The sequence below is a fragment of the Sorangium sp. KYC3313 genome (genome assembly GCF_052075895.1).
Classification (GTDB): Bacteria; Myxococcota_A; Polyangia; order Polyangiales; family Polyangiaceae; genus Sorangium; species Sorangium cellulosum_B.
In genome coordinates, this window is record NZ_CP197255.1 from 1816946 (window position 1) to 1833455 (window position 16510).

At 74.8% G+C, this 16510-nt stretch carries 12 protein-coding genes; 4 read left to right on the forward strand and 8 right to left on the reverse strand.

The features are described from left to right. Positions 1-7: 7 nt before the first annotated feature. The 3 genes from ACSRUE_RS07040 to ACSRUE_RS07050 are packed head-to-tail and all read right to left on the reverse strand — an operon-like array spanning position 8 to position 5180. Positions 8-1747 carry a pentapeptide repeat-containing protein gene (locus tag ACSRUE_RS07040; protein WP_441290343.1) on the reverse strand — a complete coding sequence of 580 codons (1740 nt, stop codon included), beginning with the start codon at positions 1745-1747 and terminating at the stop codon, positions 8-10. Beyond that, entirely contained in the window at positions 1744-3981 is a 2238-nt protein-coding gene (locus tag ACSRUE_RS07045; RefSeq protein WP_441290344.1) for a DUF2169 family type VI secretion system accessory protein, read from the reverse strand. The genes ACSRUE_RS07040 and ACSRUE_RS07045 overlap by 4 nt, the downstream gene beginning before the upstream one ends. Next, positions 3981-5180 carry a hypothetical protein gene (locus ACSRUE_RS07050; protein WP_441290345.1) on the reverse strand — a complete coding sequence of 400 codons (1200 nt, stop codon included), beginning with the start codon at positions 5178-5180 and terminating at the stop codon, positions 3981-3983. Before ACSRUE_RS07050 ends, ACSRUE_RS07045 begins: the two co-directional genes overlap by 1 nt. 53 nt (positions 5181-5233) lie before the next feature. On the opposite strand from ACSRUE_RS07050, the gene tssI reads away from it, so the two are divergent. Then, a complete protein-coding gene (gene tssI, locus ACSRUE_RS07055; RefSeq protein WP_441290346.1) occupies positions 5234-7282 on the forward strand; it encodes a type VI secretion system tip protein TssI/VgrG in 2049 nt (682 codons plus the stop codon). 12 nt (positions 7283-7294) lie between these two features. On the opposite strand, the gene ACSRUE_RS07060 is transcribed toward tssI, so the two are convergent. The 5 genes from ACSRUE_RS07060 to ACSRUE_RS07080 all read right to left on the reverse strand — a co-directional run bounded on the left by ACSRUE_RS07060 (position 7295) and on the right by ACSRUE_RS07080 (position 13223). After that, a complete protein-coding gene (locus ACSRUE_RS07060) occupies positions 7295-7993 on the reverse strand; it encodes a GbsR/MarR family transcriptional regulator (protein ID WP_441290347.1) in 699 nt (232 codons plus the stop codon). 100 nt (positions 7994-8093) lie between these two features. Further along, a complete protein-coding gene (locus ACSRUE_RS07065; RefSeq protein ID WP_437763272.1) occupies positions 8094-8744 on the reverse strand; it encodes a TlpA family protein disulfide reductase in 651 nt (216 codons plus the stop codon). A gap of 77 nt (positions 8745-8821) precedes the next feature. Continuing rightward, positions 8822-9070 carry a glutaredoxin family protein gene (locus ACSRUE_RS07070; protein ID WP_272101817.1) on the reverse strand — a complete coding sequence of 83 codons (249 nt, stop codon included), beginning with the start codon at positions 9068-9070 and terminating at the stop codon, positions 8822-8824. Between the two features lie 38 nt (positions 9071-9108). Further along, entirely contained in the window at positions 9109-10584 is a 1476-nt protein-coding gene (locus ACSRUE_RS07075; RefSeq protein WP_441290348.1) for a B12-binding domain-containing radical SAM protein, read from the reverse strand. Positions 10585-10682: 98 nt separating this feature from the next. Beyond that, a complete protein-coding gene (locus ACSRUE_RS07080; RefSeq protein WP_441290349.1) occupies positions 10683-13223 on the reverse strand; it encodes a DNA internalization-related competence protein ComEC/Rec2 in 2541 nt (846 codons plus the stop codon). Between the two features lie 292 nt (positions 13224-13515). On the opposite strand from ACSRUE_RS07080, the gene ACSRUE_RS07085 reads away from it, so the two are divergent. From ACSRUE_RS07085 to ACSRUE_RS07095, 3 genes are read left to right on the forward strand one after another with little or no spacing between them, the layout of a single operon-like run. Next, positions 13516-14685, forward strand: coding sequence for a trypsin-like serine peptidase (locus ACSRUE_RS07085; RefSeq protein WP_441290350.1), 1170 nt, complete (start codon positions 13516-13518; stop codon positions 14683-14685). Beyond that, complete coding sequence (locus tag ACSRUE_RS07090; RefSeq protein ID WP_441290351.1) at positions 14678-15751, forward strand: ABC transporter substrate-binding protein; 1074 nt, start codon at positions 14678-14680, stop codon at positions 15749-15751. The genes ACSRUE_RS07085 and ACSRUE_RS07090 overlap by 8 nt, the downstream gene beginning before the upstream one ends. After that, positions 15748-16494: a TlyA family RNA methyltransferase gene (locus ACSRUE_RS07095; protein ID WP_441290352.1), complete on the forward strand. Its 747-nt coding sequence runs from the start codon at positions 15748-15750 to the stop codon at positions 16492-16494. Before ACSRUE_RS07090 ends, ACSRUE_RS07095 begins: the two co-directional genes overlap by 4 nt. Positions 16495-16510: the final 16 nt, after the last annotated feature.

The window sequence follows — 16510 nt, forward strand, 5'->3', positions numbered from 1 at the left end:
TCCGCGATTATCGCGGCGGACGCGGGGGCGTGTACGCCTCCGCCTCCAGCCGGTCGACGTCCGTCCGGCGCGCGCCGAGCAGCCTCGCGCCGGAGAAGCGCGCGCCCTTGTCGTGGAGAGCGTGCAGGTTGGCGCCGCCGAGATCGGCCTCGCTGAAGTCGGCCTCCTCGACCCGCGCGTGCGACAGGTTCGCGCGCTCGAGGCGCGCCGAGAGGAAGAGCGCGCCGCGGGCCTCGGCATGATCGAGCATGGCGTCCCGGAGATCCGCGGCGGCGAGGTTCGCGCCGGCGAGGTCTGCCCGGGTGAACGTGGCGTACCGGAGCATCGCCCGAGAGAGCTTCGCCCCGCGCAGCGAGGCGCCGCCGAAATAGGCGGCCTTCGCCATGACCCCGGGCAGGCTCGCGCCGTCCAGCGCGGCCTCGCGGAGCCTGGCCTGCGTCAGGATCGATCCCTCGAGATCGGCGCCGCGCAGGTTCGCCTTCGAGAAATCGCTGCCCATGAAATCGCAGTCGCGGAGGCTCATCCGCTCGAGGTTCGCCTCCATGAAGGCGCAGCGGTGCACCGTGAGGCCGGCGAAGGAGACGGCGCGCAGATCCACGCCGGTGAAATCGACGCGGTCGAAGATCGTCTTGCCGAGCACGGCGCCCTCCAGCGCGGCCTCGCGGAGGAGCGCCTGCTGGAGCACCGCGCGCGTCAGGTTCGCGCGCGTGAGCCGCGCCCTGTCGAGGATGCAGCGGACGAGGCGCGCGGCCGTGAGATCGGCGCCCTCGAGATCGGCCTCGATGAGGATCACCGACTCGAGATCGCGGCCCGAAAGGTCCACGCCGCGGAGGATCGAGCGCGAGAGGTCGCAGCCGAGGAGGCTCGCGCCCCGGAGATCCGCGCCGGTGAGATCGCAGTCCGAGAGGATCGAGCGCTCGAGGCGGGCGCCGCGCAGGCTCGCGCCGCGCAGGTCGGCGCCGCGCAGCGAGCAGAGGGAGAGATCCGCGCCCTCGAGGTCGAGGCCGGAGAGATCCGCGCCCGTGAGGTCGGCCCCGGCGAGGTCCTTGCCCGCGAGCTCGGGCCGGCCGAGCTTTGCCTCGTCGAGGACCACGCCGTGCATGCGCTTCGGGAAGCGGGCGCCGCGCAGGTCCGCCTTGACGAAGACCGCGCGATCGAGCTCCGCGCCGTCGAGGTCCGCGCCGCCGAGATCGGCCCCGACGAAGGCGCCGGCCTCGACGCGGGCGCGGACGAGGCGCGCGCCGCGGAGGTTCGCGCGGGTGAAGGACGCGCGCGCGACGCGGGCCTCCGTGAGATCCGCGCCCTCGAGGTTCGCGAGGTCGAGGCGCGAGCCCGAGAGGGTCGCGCCGGCGAGCCGGGCGCCGGACCAGTCCGAGCCCACCGCCTCGACCTCGACGATCGTCGCGCCGGAGAGATCGGCGCGGGCGAGGCGCTGGTAGGAGAGCTTCGCGCGGGTGAGCGTCGCGCCGGCGAGGCGCGCGCCCTCGAGGTTCGAGCCGAGCACGAGCGCGCCGTCCAGCGCGCAGCCCGCGAGGTCCGCGTCGCGCAGGTCGCACTCGACGAAGTGCGCGCCCGAGAGCGCGCTGCCCGCGAGCCGCGCGCCGCGCAGGCTGGTGCGGAGGAACTTGACGCGGGCGAGATCGAGGTTCGTGAGATCCCGGCCCGAGAGGTCGAGGCCGTCGAGGCGGGCGCCGTGGAGCGGCGCGCCGGCGCGGATGCGGTCGAGCAGCTCCTCGACGCTCTTCACGCGCCCTCCAGGCTGGAGCGCCGCAGGTTCGCCCCCTCGAAATCGCAGCCGGCGGCGCTCGCGCCCTCGAGGCGGGCGCCGTACAGGCTCGCCCCGGCGAAGGAGGCGCCGTCGAGGCGCGCCTTGCAGAGGTCCACGCCGAAGAGGTCGGCCTGCGCGAGGTCGGCGCGCTCCAGCGAGGCGCGGTAGAAGCGGCTCCCGCGCAGGACCGCGCACGCGAAGCGCGCGCCCCGGGCCGAGGCCCAGGAGAGGTGCGCCCGCGGGAGGGACGCATACCGGAGATCGGCGCCGTCGAGCTTCGCCCGGAGCAGCGCCGCGCCCTCGCCGCGCGCTTCCACGAGCGTCGCGCGCTCGAGATCGGCGTCGGTGAAGCTCGTGCGCGGCAGGGACGCGCCCGTGAGATCCGCGTCGGTCGCGGAGGATCCGGCGCACATGCACCCGACGAGCGCCGCGCCCCGCAAGGAGGCCCGATCGAGCTTCGCCCCCTGGAGGACGGCGCCGTCGAGGTGGAGCTCCTCCCCGTCGATCTCGCGGAGGTCGGCCCCGTCGAGCAGCGCGCCGCGCCCCCGCGCCCTCGCCAGGCGGGCGCGGGCGAGATCGGCGCGGGTGAAGATGGCCTGGTCGAGCGTCGCGCCGCGCAGATCGGCGCCCGCGGCGCGCGCGCCGGTGAGGTTCGCCTGGGAGAGGTCGGCGCCCGGGAGCGCGGCGCCCTCGAGGTTCGCCTCGAACAGCACGGCCCGCGAGAGATCCGCGTTCGAGAGGTCCGCCCCCGAGAGGTTCGCGCCCGAGAGGAGCGCGCCGGCGAGCTTCGCCCCGGAGAGGTCGCGGCCCGAGAGGTCCTGCCCGGAGAGATCGCGCCCCGAGAGGTCGGCGCCCGGGCCGGGCTCGGGCGGCGGCGCCGCGGCCTCGCCGGGGAGCCGGTAGCCGGGGACGATCTCGCGGAGGCGGGGATCGCGGAGCAGCGCGTCGAGGCGGTCGACGCCCTGGAGCGCCATCCCACGCGCGGCCGCGTCCCGCCGGAGCGTCTCGACGCGCGCGACGAGCGCGTCGAGCGCGCCGCCCATCGGGACGCGCGGCGTGCCCGCGGGCGTGGCCGGGAGGTACGCGGCCTGCCGCTGGGCCGGGAGCCGCGCGAGCGCCTGCGCGATGGTGCGCTCGAGGTCGACGCCCTCGGGGGTGCGCAGGGCCCGGAGCTTCGCGACGAGCTGCCGCACGCGGTCCTGCTCCGGCGCGTGGAGACCACCGAGCCGCTCGGCGAGGAGCTTCGATACCGGATCCTCCTCGTCTGCTCCGGCGCGCGGCGGCCGCGGCGCGCCGTCGCGGACGAGGTCGTAGGCGTCGCGCATCTCCGGCGGGAGATCCTCGAGGCCGCGCGGATCGCGGGCGAGCTGGGCGAGCTTCTCCCGGTACTCGTCGAGCGGGAGCGGCGCGGCGTCCAGCGGCTCGGCGGCGATCACGACGGCGCGCACGTCGGCGAGATCGTCCTCGGCCACCTCGGCGTGGCCGCGCCAGGTCAGGGTCACGAGGCCCGCGTCCGGCTCGACGAAGAGGGTGTCGAGGCTCATGCGGGCGTCCTGCACGCGGCCCTGGGCGTCCTCGACGACCGCGCGGATCCGGAGGCCCGGCAGGCGGAACGAGGCGGTCTGCGCGGCGGGGTGGAGGTTCAGGAGCGTGACCTCCTCGTCGCCGCGCAGGTGGCCGGCGAGGCGCTGATCCGGCGGGGCGGCCTGGAAATAGGCCCAGTCGAAGTCCTCGGCGTACCAGGGGGCGCGCGTCTTCCGGTACGAGGGGCCGTACTCCTTGCCCAGCATCCGGCGGTGCTCGGGCGAATCCGGGTGGATCGGCCCGAAGGGCGCGGGCACCCGGCGGCCCTCGCGCGGCGCCGGGACGAGCAGCGATTTCGACCAGCTCCCGACCGCGAGCCCCACGGGGTGCTCGCGCTGCGGCTCGCCGGGAGGCGGGTGGCAGGCGCCGCGGAGCAGGAGATCCGCGGCCGGCTTCCAGTCGGCGAAATCGCCGGGGTACGTGCATTCGCCATCGCGCTCGCCGTCGCCCCCCTCGAAGGTCTCGGCGGTCAGCGCCCCCTGCGCGAGCTGCCCTTCCAGCGGCGCGAGCGGCTCGCCCAGGCGGAGCGAGAAGCGGCCGCGGACGACGAGGACCACCTCGGGCTGCGGCGGCCTGCGCGAGCAGACCTTGGCGCCGAAGGGGAAGGGCGTGAGGTTTTTGGTCTGCATCAGAACAGGTTGATGACGCCGGACATCAGGTTGTACGCCCCGGTGCTCACCGACTCGGCCGACGAGACGCTCGAGCAGATGTTCTTCACGTTGGTGCGGAACTGGGAGAGCTCCTGCCGGTTGGTCAGGTTGAGCTCGGCCTTGGGGCCCATGTTGATCGAGACCCCCACCGTGAGAGAGACCTCGAGCATGGCCGCGATCGTCAGCTCGACCAGGCCGCCGATCGTGACCTCCTCGGTGGCGCCGACGGTGATCGACGCCGCATTGCCGATGGTGACGTCGCTCGTATTGCCGATGGTCACCGACTGGACCTCGCCGATGGTGGTATCCGACACGAGCGAGGCGGTCGTCGTGCTGGACACGGTGCTCGCCGTGGTCTCGTCGCTGATCGCGGTCGCGTTCGTGGTGCTGGAGATGGTCTGCGCGGTGGTCTCGTCGCTGATCGCGGTCGCCGTCGTCTTGCTCGCGATCTGGTCGGCCCAGGTCTCGTCGGAGATCAGCGGCACGGGGCAGGCCGCTGAGCCGGTGTACGACTCGATCCGCTGCGCCCAGGTGGAGCTCAGGCAGGTGGGGTTCGGCCGCTCGGCCGTGGGGGCCTCGGAGCCGGTGATGCTGGTTTGCTTGTTGCCGTAAAAGCGATCGAACGTGTCGCCGTGATAGGTGGTGTCGACGTCGCCCTTCTCGGTCTTCTCGGTGACCTTCCAGGTGCCGTTGTAGTTCTGGACCCATTCGATGGTGGTGGCGGCGGTCCAGAGATCGGTGGCGTCCTGGATATGGCCGCCGGAGACGTCCCAGCCGGCGGTGTCCTCCTGCCGGCCGAGGACGAGCATGCGGTAATTGCCCTTGATGACCTCGACCTTGTCGCCGCGCGTGGTGGTGATGCGGTTGCCGTCGGAGTGGTCGCGCCAGCCGCCCTTGGTGTGGAGCTTCGCGGTCTCGGCCTGCCGCTCGGCCTCGGGGATGAAATCGGGGCAGCCGTCGCGCTTGCGGGTGTCGTCGATGAACGAGGTGACCCGGGCGGCGAGGTCCTCGCCGGTCGCCCTCGGCGCGCCGGGGTTGGCGGCGAGGCTCGGGTCCTTGACCGCGCCGAGGCGGAGATACGAGCCCATCGCCTCGGCCTCGGACGCTGCATCGTTGAAGTTGGGGACCTCGATGAGGAGGTATTTCCCATTGATCCCCTCACCCTCGCGCGTACCCATGCGTGCCTCCGCGTCGGGTACAGTACCAGGCGAGCCGCGGAGGAGGCGTGACGATGAACCGAGAGCCGACGCAATCCCTGAGGTGCAGCGAGCCGTCCCTACCCGCCGCCGCCGCGCCGTGCGGTGAGCCCGCGGCCGCGACGGCGCACCGCGCGCCCAGCGCCGTGACGATGGCCACGGCGTCCGCCGCCGCGCGCATCCGCGAGGCCCCGGACGCAGAGCCCCCGTGCAGCGCGCCGATCGCGCGGGCGGCGTGCGCCGAGGGCCCGGCTGGGCCGGTGGAGGATCCCCCGCCAGCGCCGTCTCCGGACGACCGAGAGCTCCTGGAGGCGCCGGTGCGAGCGAGCGCCGGAGGGCCGCGCGAGGTGCCGCCGTTGCGCCCGGGGGCGAGCGCCGGAGGGCCGCGCGAGGCGCCACCGTCGCCGCTGCGGGCGAGCGCCGGAGGGCCGCGCGAAGCGCCGCCGTTGCGCCCGGGGGCGAGCGCCGGAGGGCCACGGGAAGCGCCGTCCCAGGGCGGCCCGGGGGCGCCCGATCACCTGCCGTTCCGCGGGCCCGGCGCAGCGGAATCGGTGCTGCGCCCGCCGCGCGCGGCGCCGATGGAAGCGCTTCAAGAGGCGAAGGCCGCGCTCCGGGACCGGGCACGGCAGGCGCCGATCCTGCGGCTCGACTCCAGCGATTTCTCCTGCGACCTCCTCCGGGTGCGCGGGGTGCACGGCAAAGAGGCCATCGGCCAGCTCTTCTCGTACGACATCGACGTCGTGTGCAGCGACGGCGCCGAGCTCTCGATCGAACAGGTGCTGGGGGCGGCGGCGTCGCTCGTGTTCGAGGTCGAGGGCGCGGACGAGCGGACCGTACACGGCATGATCGCCGAGGTGGAGGACCGGCACGAGGCGGAGACCGCCTTCCGCTCCTACCGGCTCCGGCTCGCGCCGCGGGCGTTCCGCGCGACGCTGGTGGAGCTCCAGCAGGTCTTCCTCGACATCAGCGTGCCAGAGCTCATCCAGCACAAGCTCGCGATGGTGGGGCTCGGGCCCGACGACGTGGTGATGCGCCTCTACCGCGATCACCCCGACCGGGAGATGATCGTCCAGTACAAGGAGACGGATCTGGCCTTCATCTCGCGGCTCGCCGAGCACCTCGGGATCTCGTTCTTCTTCGAGCACGAGTCGGGCCGCGACGTGATGGTGTTCACCGACGAGCCGACGGGCTTCCAGCCGCTGCCGGGGGGAGACGCGGTGGTGTTCCGGCCGCGGGGCGAGCGGCGCGACATGTTCGAGCTCAGGGAGCAGGCCAGGGCCTTCCCCGCGACGTACGTCATGCAGGAGTACAACTACCGGACGCCAAGGCTCGACATGACGGGGGCGCACGAGTCGCCGGCGGGCCTCGGGGGCGGCGTCGTCGAGTACGGCGCCCACCACAAGACGCCGGAGGAGGGCCAGCAGTTGGCGCGGATCCGCGCGGAGGAGCGGGCCTCGTCGAGCCGCTATTTCGAGTGCCAGAGCGACGAGCTCCGGCTCATCCCGGGGGCCGTCTTCGGGCTCGAGGGCCACCCGCGGCTCGACGGCGAGCGGTTCCTGGCCGTCGAGGTCGAGCACCGCGCGGTGCAGCCGGTGGCCATCGAGGGCGGGGCCGGCGGCGAGCAGGAGTACGTCAACCGCGCGCGCCTGGTGCGCGCCGCGCAGGCCTACCGCCCGCCGCGGACGGCGCCGCGGCCGAAGATCCACGGGGTGGTGACGGCGCTGGTGGAGCCGCTCCCGGACGGCGAGATCGGGGACGTCTCGCCGATCGACGAGCAGGGGCGCTACCGGGTGCGCTTCCACTTCGACGCGGGGGATCCCGCGTCGCGCGCGTTCCCCTCGCGGCTCGTGCGGATGATCCAGCCGCACGCCGGGCCGAACTACGGCATCCATTTCCCGCTCAAGCCCGGCATCGAGGTGCTGATGGTCTTCCTCGACGGCGACCCCGATCGGCCGATGATCGTGGGCGCCGCGCCCAACCCGATCACGCCGTCCCCGGTGACCCGGGAGGTGAACCTGATGCACCGGATCGAGACGTCGACCGGCATCCTCATCGAGATGCGGGACTGCCCGCCGCGCGGGTGACGCGGGCCCCCGCTATTTCTTGCGCCCCGCTCGGCCGCTCAGGCGGCTGATCGCGTCGCCCGCGGCCCAGGCGACGCGGGCCGCCGCGTTCAGGGAGCGGACCATCGCCTCGGGCACCTGCGCGATCAGCCGCTCCAGATCGACCGGGCCGTCGATCGACGGCAGGAGCTGCTCCATCAGGTCGGCGAACAGGTCGTACTTGCGCGACAGGTCGTCGAGCCGCGAGCGCATCGCGTCGGCCTCCGCGCCCTGCGCGTCGCCGAGCAGCGAGAGCGCGCGCCGCGCGAGGGCCCGCTTGTCCTGGACCACGCGGCGCAGGCGGCCGAGGTACGCGCCGACGATCACGTCGGGGTACTTGCCGCGCAGCGCGAACGAGTCGTGACGCGCGCCCGACTCCCGCCGGCGCTCGATGATCCCGGCCGCCTCGAGGCCGCGCAGGTTGGCGAAGATGTTGCTCTTGGAGCGGCCGAGCTCCTGGCTGAGCTCGTCCATCGAGCGCGGCTCGTCCGCCAGGTAGAGCGCCGCCACGACCTGTCCACCCAGCCGGGTGATGCCGGGGAACGACGCGGCGATCTCGGCGCCGACCCCCTCGAGCAGCGCCTGCCGCGCCGCCGCGACCCGCTCGTCCGAGGCGCTCCCGTCGCCCTCCTCACCCGTTGCGGGCGGCTGCGGCGGGTGCGCTGTCGGCGACGTCGGCCTCCGGGCGGTCATGATGGGTGACTCACATAACGATCTTTCGCGGGTGCGCCAAGCGGCCAGCGCGCCCACACCCCGCATGCCTGGCCTGATCGCCCCGGCGCGGGAAGCCCGCTCAGGAATCGTCGGCGCAGACGTCGACGGACCCGGCGCGCGGCTTGCTCTTGTAGATGTCGGCCGGGCAGCTGCCCCAGCGCGAGACCATCTCGCCCACCTCGATGGCCAGGCTGCTCGACCAGTCACGCGCGCCGTCGAAGCGGGCCCGGATGATCCCGTTCGGGTCGATGATCCACGTCTCCGGGTAGAGCTGCGTGCCGTACTGGTCCATCACGACCTTGGACTCCGGGTCGAAGAGGACCGGGAACGGCGGGTCTCCGTTCAAGGCCACCTTGAGCGCGTCGCGCACGTCGTCCGGCCCCTCGTCGGTCGAGACGGTGAGGACGACGATGTCGTTCCGCGACCGGGCGATCCGGCCGAGCTCCGCGAGCGCCGGCATCTCTTGCAGGCACGGAGCGCAGGTCTTGGTCCAGAAGTTCAGGAAGACCGTCTTGCCCCGGAAGGACGACAGCCGGACGGGCTTGCCGTTCATGTCCGGCAGCTCGAAGTCCGGCGCGAGCCGGTTCCGGCCGGCGTACGCGGGGCGCAGGGCGCAGATCGCCTCGCAGCCGGTGGTACGCTGGTCATTCTGCGCGGCGTGCACGAAGCCGTAGACGGCGACCGCAGCGACGAGGATGAAGGCGAGCTGCACGATGGTCGTCCACTTCACGGGGATTCGCATAGCGTAGCGCGGCGCAGGGCGAAAGCGGGCCGAAACGCCCCGCCCTCGCCGTTCGACGCCGTGCTTCACTCCGGGCCGGAGAGCAGCCGCTCGAGCCGCCGCTCGTCGACGCGGTACTTCATGATCTTCCGCCCATCGAGCTCGACCACGGGGACCTCCCAGTCGTACAGCGCTCGCTTCTCCGGGCCGGCCTCCCGGTCGAGGTCGACGACGGCGAGCTCGAACGGCAGCCGGGCGCGCACGCGCTCGAGCGCGGCGTGGGCCTCCTCGCAGAGGTGGCAGCGCTCGCGCGTGAAGAGGGTCAGCGTCTTCATCGTCACGTGGCACCCTCCGGGCCGGGCTGCCGCCCCGCTCACCCCGCCGCGAGCAGCGGCAGGCTCTGGCGGCGCGGCGGCTCCGGCCGCTTGATCTTCTCGAACGCGCGCTCGTAGTCCCGGAACGAGCCGCCCGCGTGCACCGCCTGCAGCACGGCGTGCCCCTCGGCCTCGCCGCCCGCGGCCAGCACCGCCTCGACCCACGCCCAGCGCGCGCTCGTGGCCCGCACGTCCGCGCGGCCCCGCAGCCCGCGGCGGAGCCGATCGAGCCGCTTGTTCACGACGTCGATCCCGGCGAAGCGCGCGCCGTGGAGCGGCGTGTTGCGCTTCGGGCAGAACGGCGCGATCCCGAGCGCGACCGGCACGATCCGGGAGAGCTCCGTGACGAAGGAGACGCACTCGTCGATGTCGGCGTCGGTCTCGCCGGGGACACCCACCATCAGGTACAGCTTGAGCCGATTCATCCCGTGCTGCCGCGCGAGCTCAGCGGCCCGCTGGAGGTGCCTGGGCCGGGCGCGCCGCTCGAGCGTCTCGCGGACCCGCTCGCTCGTGCCGTCCATCGCCGTCGTGAGCGTCTTGTAGCCCGCGAGCCGCAGCGCGCCGACGAACTCGTCGGTCAGCCGGTCCGGCCGGAGGCTGCTCAGCCCGACCTCGCAGCCCCGCTCGGCGAGCGTCCTGACCACCTCGACGATCTTCGGGTGATCGCTGACCGCGGCGCCGACGAGGCCGACGCGCCTCGCGTCCTCGGGGATGAGCTCGAGGAGGCGCTCCTTCGGGACGATGCGCATGCCGCCGTTGGTCGAGCGGCGCATCACGCAGTAGGTGCACCCGCGCGAGCAGCCACGCTCCGCCTCGATGAGGAACATGTTCGAGAGCTCGGTCTCCTCGGCCCGGATCGGCGACCAGGCGGGGAGGAGCGCGTTGTCGCACTGCGCGACCGGGGGCATCTCCGCGCCGTGGCGCGCGGGGACGAAGACGTGGGGGAGGGCCGCCAGCGCGTCGAGCGCCGCCTCCCGCGACGAGGCGTCCCGCAGCACGCGGAGCGCCTCCACGGCCAGGGTGTCGGCCTCGCCCATGATGATCGCGTCGGCGAACACCGCGAGCGGCAGCGGGTTCGAGAACGTGAGCGGACCGCCCGCGAGGACGAACGGATCGCGAAAGGCGCGCTTTTCCCGGAGCGCCGGTATCCCCGCCAGCTCGAGCAGGCGGACGACCCCGGCGAGCTCGAGCTCGTAGGCCACCGAGAGCGCGATGACCGGGAAATCGGAGAGGGGGCGGAGCCCCTCGTACGTGATCGGGGGGCCGTCCGCGCCCTGGCCCTCGTCGTCCGGCAGGAAGGCCCGCTCGCACGCCATCCCGGGCTCGGCCTGGATGGTCTTGTAGATCTGGAGGAAGCCGAGCGAGCTCATTCCGGCCCGGTACGGCGAGGGGTAAGACAGCGCGACGCGGAAGGGCGCCTGCTTGTCGATACGACCGATCTCGCCCGCCAGGCGGCGGCGGATCGTGGTCGTCATCGCGCTTCGAGACATCGTCCCAGCGTCGCTCAGGGGACGTCCAGGCGCAAGGATGGGAGGCCAGCTGACAGCCGTCCGGAGCGGGGATTTTTTCCAGCTCACGGTGCACCGTTCTTCCCTGGCGCGCGCGCGCGCGTGTCCGGCGGCGGCCCCCCGCCGCGGCGACCCAGGGCCGGGCGCGGCGGCTCGCCCGGGCGGGACCAGAGGACGCGCTCGCCGTCGGTCTCCCAGGTCAGGGCGCCGCCGCGGTCCGTGCGCGCGATCGCGACGCCGCTGGCCGAGAGGCGGGAGAGCACCTCCGGGCTCGGGTGCCCGAAGCGGTTGCGGACGCCGGAGGACACGGCGGCGATCGAGGGGTCGACGGCCGCGAGGAGCGCCGCGCCGGTCGACGTCCGGCTGCCGTGGTGCCCCACCTTGAGCAGATCGGCGCGGAGCGCGGCGCCGTAGCGCGCCACGAGCGCGTCCTCGGCCTCGTGCTCCGCGTCGCCCACGAGCAGCGCGGATCGAGCCCCGTAGGTGATGCGCACGACGAACGAGTTGTCGTTGGCGCCCCGGTCGGGGTGGAGCTCCGGGCACGGCGCGAGCACCTCGATCGTCGCCCCCGAGAGGACCCGCGGCCTGCCGCAGAGCGCGTCGGGCCGCACGATGGGCACGCCGCGCCGGCGCAGGTCCGACAGGAGCTTCCGGTAGACCGGGCCCGCGCCCTCGGCCTCGCCCTGGCCGGTGTCCCAGAGCTCGCCGACCTCGACGCCCTCCACCGTGGCCGGCAGGCCGCCGAAGTGATCGGGGTGCGGGTGCGAGAGGACGACCGCGTCGAGGCGCGCGCGGCGGCGCGACCGCAGCAGCGGCCGGAGCACGCGCGCGCCCGTGTCGACGGGGCTGCCCACGAAGCCGCCCGCGTCGACGAGCATCGCGCCGCCCTCGGGGAGGTCGATCAGGATGGCGTCGCCCTGCCCCACGTCGAGGACGTTGACGCGCAGCACGCCGCGCGGCGCGCCCGCGCGCGTGGCGGCGCCCTCGAGCAGCAGCCACGCGGCGGCGCCGGCGGCGAGCGCGGCGAGCCGGCGGCCGCGGCGCTCCGCGGCCCACGCGAGCGCGATCGCGGCGGCGAGCGCGGCCAGCTGGGCGGGCGACGGCTCGGGCAGGCGCAGCACCACGCCGGTCTCCGCCGAGGCGCGGGCCACGGCGCGGACCGCGAGCAGCGCGCCCGACCCGACGAGCGCGCACCCGCGCTCGACCGGCGGCGCCCACGAGAGCACGGCGTGCGCGAGGCAGAACGGGAGCGCCGCCAGCTCGCCGATCGGCGCAGCGACCACGTTCGCCGCCACGCCGAGCAGCGGGAACGTCTCCCCGTTCATGAGCAGCAGCGGCGTGCACCCGAACATGGCGGCGAGCGTCGTCGCCAGCGGCGCGAGGACCTTGCGCGCGAGCTCCCGCGGCGGCGACGCGCCCGGCCCGCCCTCGGCGCCGCCGTCGCCACGCTCCCGCTCGCCGGGGACGAGCAGCGCGGCGAGCGGCCGCTGCAGCCAGAGCAGCCCGGCCGTCGCGGCCGCGGACAGGCCGAACGAGAGATCCCACGCGACGAGCGGATCGACGGCGGCGGCGCCCGCCAGCGACAGGGCGAAGCAGCGGACGCCCACCGGGCGGAGGCCGAGGAGGCGGGCGCCCATCGCGCAGCTGAGCATCGCCGCGGCGCGCATCGCCGAGCCGCCGCCGCCGGCGAAGTCGGCGTAGAGCCACGCGGCGGGCACGCACAGCGCCGCGGTGATGCGGCCCGCGTCCCAGCGGGCGGCGATCGGCCCGACGCGGACGAGGATCGCGCGGAGCGCCGCGGCGAAGCCCGCCACCGCGAGCACGAGGTGCGTCCCCGAGACCGCGAGCAGGTGCGCGAGGCCGCTCTCGCGGAACGCCTCCTGGTCCTCGGGCGCGAGGTCGGTCTCGCCGAGCACGAGCGCGCGCCCGAGCGCCACCGCGTCGGGGTGGAACGTCGCCTCGATGCGCCCGCGCACGAAGGCCCGCGCGCGATCGACGGCCGCGGCGACAGAGCGCCCCTCCGACGTCCGCCGCGCCTCGACGATCGTCCCGCTCGCGACGATCCCGCTCCGCGCGATCGCGGCGGTCGCGTTCCGGAGCCCCTCGTTCCGGAACAGGTGGATCGGCGCGAGGTCCACGGTGACCTCGAGCCGGTCGCCCCGGGCGAGGTCCAGCGGCGCGCCGTAGAGGCGCGCCCGGAGCGGCCCCTGCAGCGCTCGCCCGCCGCACGTCCCGCCGGAGAGCTCCACGTCGATGCGCGAGGCCGGCGGCTCGTCGTCCACGCCGCGCGCCCCGGCGGAGCGCCGCTGCGCCGCCCCGACCACGACCGGCGAGCCGACGACGGCGCACGCCACCTCGCAGCGCGCCGGCGGCTGCAGCAGCGCGAGGGCGCCATCGTAGGCGGCGCCCGCACCGTCGAGCAGCGCGCGGGCGCGGAGGCCGCTCACGACGAGCGCCACCCCGGCGGCGGCGAGCGCGGCGCGGCCGGCCCGGCGGCGGAGCGCCGCCGCGGCGAGCGCGGCGCCGAGCGCCGTGGCCAGCGGAGAGAGGGCGAGCGGCGCGCCCGCGGCGAGCGCGAGGCCGAAGAGGAGGACGGGATCGATCACGGCCCCGCCGCCCCGCAACACCTGGGCCGCGCGCGTTCCCGCGGAATTTCACGGGGGAGCGGCCGCCGCGCCCCTGGCGCCGCCATGGCGGCGCGCGGCGTCGAACGCGTCGGCGCGCCGGACGATCCTGCAAGAGCTCTCCACTGTGTGGGGGGAGCAACGAGCCGAGTCGCTCATCGCGCCCGGCGCGCGTGCACGACCGCGGCTTCGCCTCTAGAATCGTTTGCTCCTTGCGGCACCCCGCGGCGCGCGCAGACATTGCAGTATCTGGAGGCTTTCGATGTCGTTTTGCTTGCCCAGAGTCACCTGGATTCTCGCCCTGGGACTCGCTGCGACAGCGTGCAGCTCGGCCCTGGAGGCGCCTCCTGACGAGATCGGGGAGGCGCTTGATGCCATTCAGGACGGATATCTCGACGACGGCGACAGGGCCGTCGTGGGCATCTACAACGACGAGATCGGCGCGATCTGCACCGGCAGCCTGATCGCCCCGAACGTGGTGCTGACGGCCCGTCATTGCGTGTCCGACATGGCCAATGAGCTCGACGGCCAGATCACCTGTCGATCCACGAAGTTCACGGACACGCACCTCGCGCGCCGGATCTTCGCGACGACCGACGCGGAGATCGGCAGGTACGCGCGTTTCTACGGCGGCAGCGAGGTCGTGCTGCTCCCCGGCGAGGGGACGGACGCGTTCTGCGGCAACGATCAGGCGATCCTGATCCTGGACGAGCCGATCCCGGAGAGCGAGGCCGTGCCGCTCGTGCCGCGCGTCGACGTGCCGCTCGTGGAGGGCGAGGAGTACTACGCGGTCGGCTTCGGGGCGACGAACGACGAGAGCACGGGCGCGGGCCTGCGGCGGCGCCGCGACAGGCTGTTCATCGACTGCGTGGCGGACGGCTGCCCGTCGTCCCTGGTGAAGGCGACGGAGTGGGTCGGGGACACCGGCATCTGCGAGGGAGACTCGGGCGGACCCAGCCTCGATCTGATGCACCGCGTGATCGGCGTGACGTCGCGCGGGGCCGCGGGCTGCGAGTATCCGATCTACGGCTATGTGTACCGCTGGGCGGAATGGATTAAAGAGACGACCGTGCGCGCCGCCCGTGCCGGAGGATACAAGGAGCCCCCCTGGGCGACCGGCTACCCCACCGATCCCGCGTATTCGGCGGAGGTCGGCGCGGCGTGCGAGCAGCCGGAGCAGTGCCCTGCGAACGCGTGCCTCGACGGCGCCTGCACGCGGCCCTGCAACGAGGCCGCGGCGTGCCCTGACGGCTACAGCTGCAACGGCGAGCCCGGCTTCTGCGCGAAGGTCCCCGAGCCGGCCGCAGGCGACGCGTCGAGCGGGTCCTGCAGCGTGAGCCCGCGGCCTGATCCGACGCAGCCGGTCCCCTGGGTGCTCGGGGCGGCGAGCCTGGGCGCCCTCGCGAGCCTGCGGCGGCGGCGCAGCAGGGAGCGGCTTGGCTGACGAGCGGCGCCCCTCCACGCGGAGCGCCGCCGGCGCGGCGCTCCTGCCGGGCGCCGCGGGGCCTGCGCTCCTGCCAGGCGCCGCGCGGGCCTCGCTCCTGCCGGGCGCGCCGGGCCGCGCGCTCTCGCGGCGGGCCGCGCTCGCCGGGCTCGCGGCGCTCGGGCTCGCGGCGTGCGGGCGCACCGCCCCGGCGCGCGCGGCGGGAGCGCGCGTCGTCTCGCTGTCGCCCAGCACCACGGAGGCGGTCTACGCGATCGGCGCCGGCGCCGCGCTCGTCGGCCGCTCCCGCTACTGCGACTACCCGCCCGAGGTGCTCCGCCTGCCGAGCGTCGGCGGCTACGCCGATCCGAGCATCGAGGCGATCATCGCGCTCTCGCCGACCCTCGTCGTCGGCGCCCGCGGCCCCGCGGGGCCCGCGCTCGACGAGTCGCTGCGCGCGCACGGGATCGCGACCTGCTTCCCCGACACCGAGTCGCTCGCGCAGATCGAGGACATGCTCGCGGAGCTCGGGCGGCGGCTCGACGCGGCGCCCGGCGCGGAGCAGGCGATCGGCCGGATCCGCGCCCGGCGCCGCGCGGTCGAGCAGGCCGCCGGCGCGAGAGGCGCCCCGCGCGTCCGCGCCGCCCTGCTGTACGACACCTCGCCCCTCTTCGTCGCGGGCCCCGGCAGCTTCCCCGATGAGCTCATCCGGCTGGCCGGCGGCGAGAACGTGATCACCCGCGGCGGCGCCTACCCGTCGATCAGCGTCGAGCAGCTGCTCGCGCTGGATCCCGATGTCCTGCTCGACGGCACGTCCAGCGGCGACGATATGCGGGGCGCCTCCAGCCTGGCGGCGCTCCGGGACGCGCCCGGCTGGAGATCCCTGCGCGCCGTGCGCGAGGGGCGCCTGCGCCCGCTGAACACCGAGGTCGTGCTGCGCCCGGGCCCGCGCATCGGCGACGGCCTCGCCGCCGTCGCGCGGGCGCTCCACGGCGACGCGCTGGCGCTCCCAGACGACGCGGTCGTCCCTCCCTCCCCCGGCGGCGCGGGCCTCGCGGCGCCCCTGCCCGGGACGGAGGCGCCATGACCCGCGTGCGCGCCGACGCCCTGCTCGTCGCCCGGAAGCTCGCCGGCTCGCGGACCGAGGCGCAGGCGCTGATCATGGCCGGCAAGGTCACCTCGGGGCCGCGCCGCATCGACAAGCCGGGCACGCTGCTCCCGGAGGACGCCGAGGTCCACGTCGCCTCCGGCCCCCGGTTCGTCTCGCGCGGCGGCGAGAAGCTCGAGCACGCGCTCGCGGCCTTCGCGGCGCACGGCCTCGACGTCGCCGGGAAGACGTGCGTCGACGTGGGCGCCTCGACCGGCGGCTTCACCGACTGCCTTCTCCAGCGCGGCGCGGCGCGGGTCTTCGCCGTCGACGTCGGCTACGGCCAGCTCGCCGCCAAGCTCCGCGCCGATGCGCGCGTCGAGGTGCGCGATCGGGTCAACGCCCGCGAGCTCCAGCGAGAGGACTTCGACGTCCCCATCGATCTCGTCGTCGTCGACGCGTCGTTCATCAGCATCTCCCGCCTCATCGACGCGATCGCCCGCCTGCTCCGCCCCTCGGGGGATCTCGTGGCGCTGATCAAGCCGCAGTTCGAGGCGGGCCGCGAGGCCGCCGCCCGCGGCCGCGGCGTCATCCGCGACGAGGCGACCCGCCTCGCGGCGATCGCCGAGGGGCGCCAGGCCATCGAGGCCGCGGGCTTCTCGGTCGTCGGCCAGGTCGACAGCGCGGTGCGCGGGCCGAAGGGCAACGTCGAGCACTTCGTCCATGCGCGCCGCACCGGCTAGCCGCCGTTGATCGGCC